Below are 4543 nucleotides of genomic sequence, written 5' to 3'. Positions count from 1 at the left end.
GCCACCGCGCTCGGAACGGCCGCCGCGCTCACCGCGTCCGCCGCCGCCCTCGCCGCGCGGCGCGCGCACCTCGGACTCCTGCTGCTTCTGCTTCAGGCCGCCGACCAGCTCGCCCTTGTAGATCCACACCTTGACGCCGATGCGGCCGAACGTGGTGCGGGCTTCGAAGAAGCCGTAGTCGATGTCCGCGCGCAGCGTGTGCAGCGGCACCCGGCCTTCGCGGTAGAACTCCGAACGGGACATCTCGGCCCCGCCCAGACGACCGCCGCACTGCACCCGGATGCCCTTGACCTGCGGCGAGCGCATGGCCGACTGGATGGCCTTGCGCATCGCGCGCCGGAAGGACACGCGGTTGGACAGCTGCTCGGCCACGCCCTGCGCGACCAGCTGGGCGTCCGCCTCGGAGTTCTTCACCTCGAGGATGTTGAGCCGGACCTGCTTGCCGGTCAGCTTCTCCAGCGAATCGCGGATGCGGTCCGCCTCGGCACCGCGGCGGCCGATGACGATGCCCGGCCGGGCGGTGTGGATGTCCACCTGGACCCGCTCGCGGGTGCGCTCGATCTCCACCTTGGAGATACCGGCGCGCTCCATACCGCGAGAGAGCCGACGGCGGATCTTGACGTCCTCCGCCACGTATTCCGAATACTGCTTGTCGGCGTACCAGCGGGACTTCCAGTCCGTGGTGATGCCGAGTCGGAAGCCGTGCGGGTTGATCTTCTGACCCACTACCGGGCACTCCCCTTCTGGCTCTTCGACTTGCTAGCCGCCTTCGGCCGCGACTCCACCTCGACGGTGATGTGGCTGGTCCGCTTGCGGATCCGGTAGGCACGCCCCTGGGCGCGCGGCTGGAACCGCTTCAGCGTCGGACCTTCGTCCACGTACGCCCGGTGCACCCACAGGGTGTCGGGGTCGAGCGACTGGTTGTTCTCCGCATTGGCGACCGCGCTGGCGAGCACCTTCGACACCTGACCGCTGGCGGCCTGCGGTGCGAACTGGAGCACGGCCAGGGCTTCGCTGGCGCTACGGCCCTTGATGAGCTCGACCACGCGGCGCGCCTTCATCGGCGCCACGCGGACGAAGCGGGCCCGCGCCACCGCGCGGTTGGCGTCCGCGGCGGTGTCGTCGGAACGGGCTGTCATCCTGCTACCCCTTGCTCTTGGTTCGCCCCCGCTCAGCGGCGGCGCGACTTCCGGTCATCCTTGACGTGGCCCTTGAAGGTCCGCGTCGGCGCGAACTCGCCCAGCTTGTGCCCGACCATCGCCTCGGTGACGAACACCGGGATGTGCTTGCGGCCGTCGTGCACCGCGAAGGTGTGGCCGAGCATGTCCGGGATGATCGTGGACCGGCGGGACCACGTCTTGATCACGGTCTTCTTGTTCGCCTCGTTCAGCGCGTCCACCTTCTTGAGCAGGTGGTCGTCCACGAACGGGCCCTTTTTCAGGCTGCGTGGCATTTGCTGCTACCTCCCTGCTCAGCGCTTCTTCTTGCCGGTGCGACGGCGACGGACGATGAGCTTGTCGCTGGGCTTGCTGCGGCGGGTGCGACCCTCCGGGCGGCCCTTCGGGTTGACCGGGTGGCGACCGCCGGAAGTCCGGCCCTCACCGCCACCGTGCGGGTGGTCCACCGGGTTCATGACGACACCGCGGACGACCGGGCGCTTGCCCTTCCACCGCATCCGGCCCGCCTTGCCCCAGCTGATGTTCGAGTGCTCGGAGTTGCCGACCTCGCCCACCGTGGCCCGGCAGCGCGCGTCCACGTTGCGGATCTCGCCCGAAGGCATCCGCAGCTGGGCGTGCGGCCCGTCCTTGGCCACCAGCTGCACCCGGGCGCCCGCGGAACGCGCGATCTTCGCCCCGCCGCCGGGGCGCAGCTCGATCGCGTGGATCACGGTGCCGGTGGGGATGTTGCGCAGCGGCAGGTTGTTGCCCGGCTTGATGTCCGCACGCGCGCCGGCCTCCAGCCGGTCGCCCTGCTTCACGTTGTTCGGCGCGATGATGTAGCGCTTCTCGCCGTCCACGTAGTGCAGCAGCGCGATGCGGGCACTGCGGTTCGGGTCGTACTCGATGTGCGCGACCTTGGCCGGCACGCCGTCCTTGTCGTTGCGGCGGAAATCGATCACGCGGTAGGCGCGCTTGTGGCCGCCGCCCTGGTGCCGCGTGGTGATCTTGCCGTGCGCGTTGCGGCCGCCGCGGCCGTGCAACGGGCGCACCAGCGACTTCTCCGGATGCGACCGGGTGATCTCGGAGAAGTCGGACACGCTGGAACCGCGACGGCCCGCCGTCGTCGGCTTGTGCTTGCGAATGCCCATCTCTGTAGAAACCTCGTCCTAATCAGCGCCGGTCAGGAAGCCGAGCCGCCGAAGATTTCGATCGGCTTGCTCTCCGGGGACAGCGTCACGATCGCCCGCTTGGTGTCCTTGCGCTTGCCGTACCCGGTCCGGGTCCGCTTGCGCTTGCCGACGCGGTTGATCGTGTTCACGTTGTTGACCTTCACGCCGAAGATCTTCTCCACGGCGATCTTGATCTCGGTCTTGTTCGAGCCGGGACGCACCAGGAAGGTGTACTGGCCCTCCTCCAAGAGCCCGTAGCTCTTCTCGGAGATCACCGGCGCCAGGATGATGTCTCGCGGGTCGGGGATCACTGCTGTGCCTCCTCAGCGCTCGCGGCCTCGGCCGACGTGGCCACGGCCTTGGCCGAACGACCCCGTGCAGGCCCGGCGACGAACCGCTCGAACGCAGCCTTGCTGAACACCACGTCGTCGTTGACCAGCACGTCGTAGGTGTTGAGCTGGCTCGGGTCGATCAGGTGCACGTTCTGCAGGTTGCGCAAGCTCAGCCAGGAGTTCTCCTCCTCCGAGCGGTTGAGCACCACCAGCACGCGCTTGGCCTCGGTCCAGGTGCGGACCGCGGACTTGGCGGCCTTGGTCGACGGCGTCTCGCCACCCACCACGTGCGTCACGACGTGCAGCTGACCGGCGCGCGTGCGGTCGGACAGCGCACCGCGCAGCGCGGCGGCCTTCATCTTCTTGGGAGTCCGCTGGGTGTAGTCCCGGGGCTGCGGACCGTGCACCGTGCCGCCACCGACGAACTGCGGGGCGCGGATCGAGCCCTGGCGGGCGTTACCCGTGCCCTTCTGCCGGTACGGCTTCTTGCTGCCACCGGAGACCATGCCGCGGGTCTTCGTGGCGTGCGTGCCCTGGCGCGCGGCCGCGAGCTGGGCCGTCACCACCTGGTGCAGCAGGGCCACGTTGGCCTGCGCGTCGAAGATCTCGGCGGGCAGCTCCACGCTGCCGTCGGTCGCGCCGTCCGGAGTACGGACGTCCAGCGTCAAGCTCATCACGCACCACCCTTCGCAGGGCTCTTAACCAGCACCAGACCGCCCTTCGGGCCGGGGATGGCGCCCTTGATCAGCAACAGGCCGCTCTCCTGCTCCACCCGGTGCACCGTGAGGTTCTGGGTGGTCACGCGGTTGCCGCCCATCCGGCCGGACATCTTCATGCCCTTGAACACGCGGCCCGGGGTGGCGCAGCCGCCGATGGAACCCGGCTTGCGGTGCACCGCCTGAGTACCGTGGCTCATCGGCTGCCGGTGGAAGCCGTGCCGCTTGATCGTGCCGGCGAAGCCCTTGCCCTTGCTCGTACCGACCACGTCGACCACGGCGCCGTTGTCGAAGACCTCGGCGGTGAGCTCCTGGCCGATTTCGTACTCACCGGCGTCGTTGGTGCGCAGTTCCACCAGGTGCCGCCGCGGGGTGACCCCGGCCTTGGTGAAGTGGCCGGTGCGCGGCTTGTTCACCTTGCGGGGGTCGATGGCGCCGTACGCCAGTTGGACGGCCGCGTAGCCGTCCTTGTCGGGGGTCCGGATCTGGGTGACCACGTTCGGCCCGGTCTGCACGACGGTCACCGGCACGACCCGGTTGTTCTCGTCGAAGACCTGGGTCATACCGAGCTTGGTGCCCAGAATCCCCTTGATCTGCCTGTCAGACATCAGTCTCGTTCTCTCCGCACTAGGCCCGTGCAGGCCCGCCTCACGATGGGCCGACCCTTACTGGATGTTCACGTCGACGCTGGCCGGAAGGTCGATGCGCATCAACGCGTCCACCGTCTTCGGCGTCGGTTCGAGGATGTCGATCAGCCGCTTGTGCGTACGCATCTCGAAGTGCTCCCGCGAGTCCTTGTACTTGTGCGGAGAGCGGATGACGCAGTAGACGTTCTTCTCCGTCGGCAGCGGCACCGGCCCGACGACCCGAGCGCCGGTGCGCGTCACGGTCTCGACGATCTTGCGCGCGGACGCGTCGATCGCCTCGTGGTCGTAGGCCTTGAGCCGGATGCGGATCTTTTGTCCCGCCATAGTGGCTTGCCGTTCCTCTAGTCTCGTGCCGCCAGTGGTCGGCGCGACGCCGCTGCGCAGCTCGGAAGCTGCCTGCGGCGCCTGGCGCCCATGGGCTTCGGGTGCCCGTCGCGGCCCGGGCCGGTCGAGCACCCCGCCGCGGGAATCCGCGCGGAAGAGCTCCAGCCCTCGGTCCGCCCCTGTTCAGGTTGCTGG

At 68.8% G+C, this 4543-nt stretch carries 8 protein-coding genes; all 8 read right to left on the bottom strand.

Features of this window, described 5'->3' with window-relative positions; translation table 11 throughout:
* Positions 1 to 726 (bottom strand): 30S ribosomal protein S3 (gene rpsC, locus IJH84_RS27940; protein WP_295150911.1); only part of this gene is annotated, 726 nt, incomplete at its 3' end.
* A complete protein-coding gene (gene rplV / locus IJH84_RS27935) occupies positions 726 to 1139 on the bottom strand; it encodes a 50S ribosomal protein L22 (protein ID WP_200069033.1) in 414 nt (137 codons plus the stop codon). The genes rplV and rpsC, both read right to left, overlap by 1 nt.
* A gap of 32 nt (positions 1140 to 1171) precedes the next feature.
* Positions 1172 to 1453 (bottom strand): 30S ribosomal protein S19, encoded by a 282-nt coding sequence (gene rpsS / locus IJH84_RS27930; RefSeq protein ID WP_200069032.1) that lies wholly within the window; start codon positions 1451 to 1453, stop codon positions 1172 to 1174.
* Between the two features lie 18 nt (positions 1454 to 1471).
* A complete protein-coding gene (gene rplB / locus IJH84_RS27925) occupies positions 1472 to 2308 on the bottom strand; it encodes a 50S ribosomal protein L2 (protein ID WP_200069031.1) in 837 nt (278 codons plus the stop codon).
* Between the two features lie 32 nt (positions 2309 to 2340).
* Positions 2341 to 2640, bottom strand: coding sequence for a 50S ribosomal protein L23 (rplW, locus tag IJH84_RS27920; RefSeq protein WP_295150907.1), 300 nt, complete (start codon positions 2638 to 2640; stop codon positions 2341 to 2343).
* Complete coding sequence (rplD, locus tag IJH84_RS27915) at positions 2637 to 3335, bottom strand: 50S ribosomal protein L4 (RefSeq protein ID WP_200069030.1); 699 nt, start codon at positions 3333 to 3335, stop codon at positions 2637 to 2639. Before rplD ends, rplW begins: the two co-directional genes overlap by 4 nt.
* The gene (gene rplC / locus IJH84_RS27910) at positions 3335 to 3985 is read right to left on the bottom strand and encodes a 50S ribosomal protein L3 (protein ID WP_200069029.1); all 651 of its coding nucleotides are present in this window, start codon (positions 3983 to 3985) and stop codon (positions 3335 to 3337) included. The genes rplD and rplC overlap by 1 nt, the downstream gene beginning before the upstream one ends.
* Before the next feature lie 57 nt (positions 3986 to 4042).
* Entirely contained in the window at positions 4043 to 4348 is a 306-nt protein-coding gene (gene rpsJ / locus IJH84_RS27905) for a 30S ribosomal protein S10 (RefSeq protein WP_009948626.1), read from the bottom strand.
* Positions 4349 to 4543: the final 195 nt, after the last annotated feature.

Origin of the sequence: Saccharopolyspora sp., assembly GCF_017434145.1 — a bacterium.
GTDB lineage: Bacteria > Actinomycetota > Actinomycetes > Mycobacteriales > Pseudonocardiaceae > Saccharopolyspora_C > Saccharopolyspora_C galaxeae.
Note: the sequence above shows the minus strand (reverse complement) of the source record. Positions and strands in the feature narration are given on the sequence as shown.

Bases quoted from the DNA above. Each gene is read 5' to 3' on its own strand.
- rplV (WP_200069033.1), bottom strand. From the start codon at position 1,139: ATGACAGCCCGTTCCGACGACACCGCCGCGGACGCCAACCGCGCGGTG.
- rpsJ (WP_009948626.1), bottom strand. From the start codon at position 4,348: ATGGCGGGACAAAAGATCCGCATCCGGCTCAAGGCCTACGACCACGAG.
- rplD (WP_200069030.1), bottom strand. From the start codon at position 3,335: ATGAGCTTGACGCTGGACGTCCGTACTCCGGACGGCGCGACCGACGGC.
- rplC (WP_200069029.1), bottom strand. From the start codon at position 3,985: ATGTCTGACAGGCAGATCAAGGGGATTCTGGGCACCAAGCTCGGTATG.
- rplB (WP_200069031.1), bottom strand. From the start codon at position 2,308: ATGGGCATTCGCAAGCACAAGCCGACGACGGCGGGCCGTCGCGGTTCC.
- rpsS (WP_200069032.1), bottom strand. From the start codon at position 1,453: ATGCCACGCAGCCTGAAAAAGGGCCCGTTCGTGGACGACCACCTGCTC.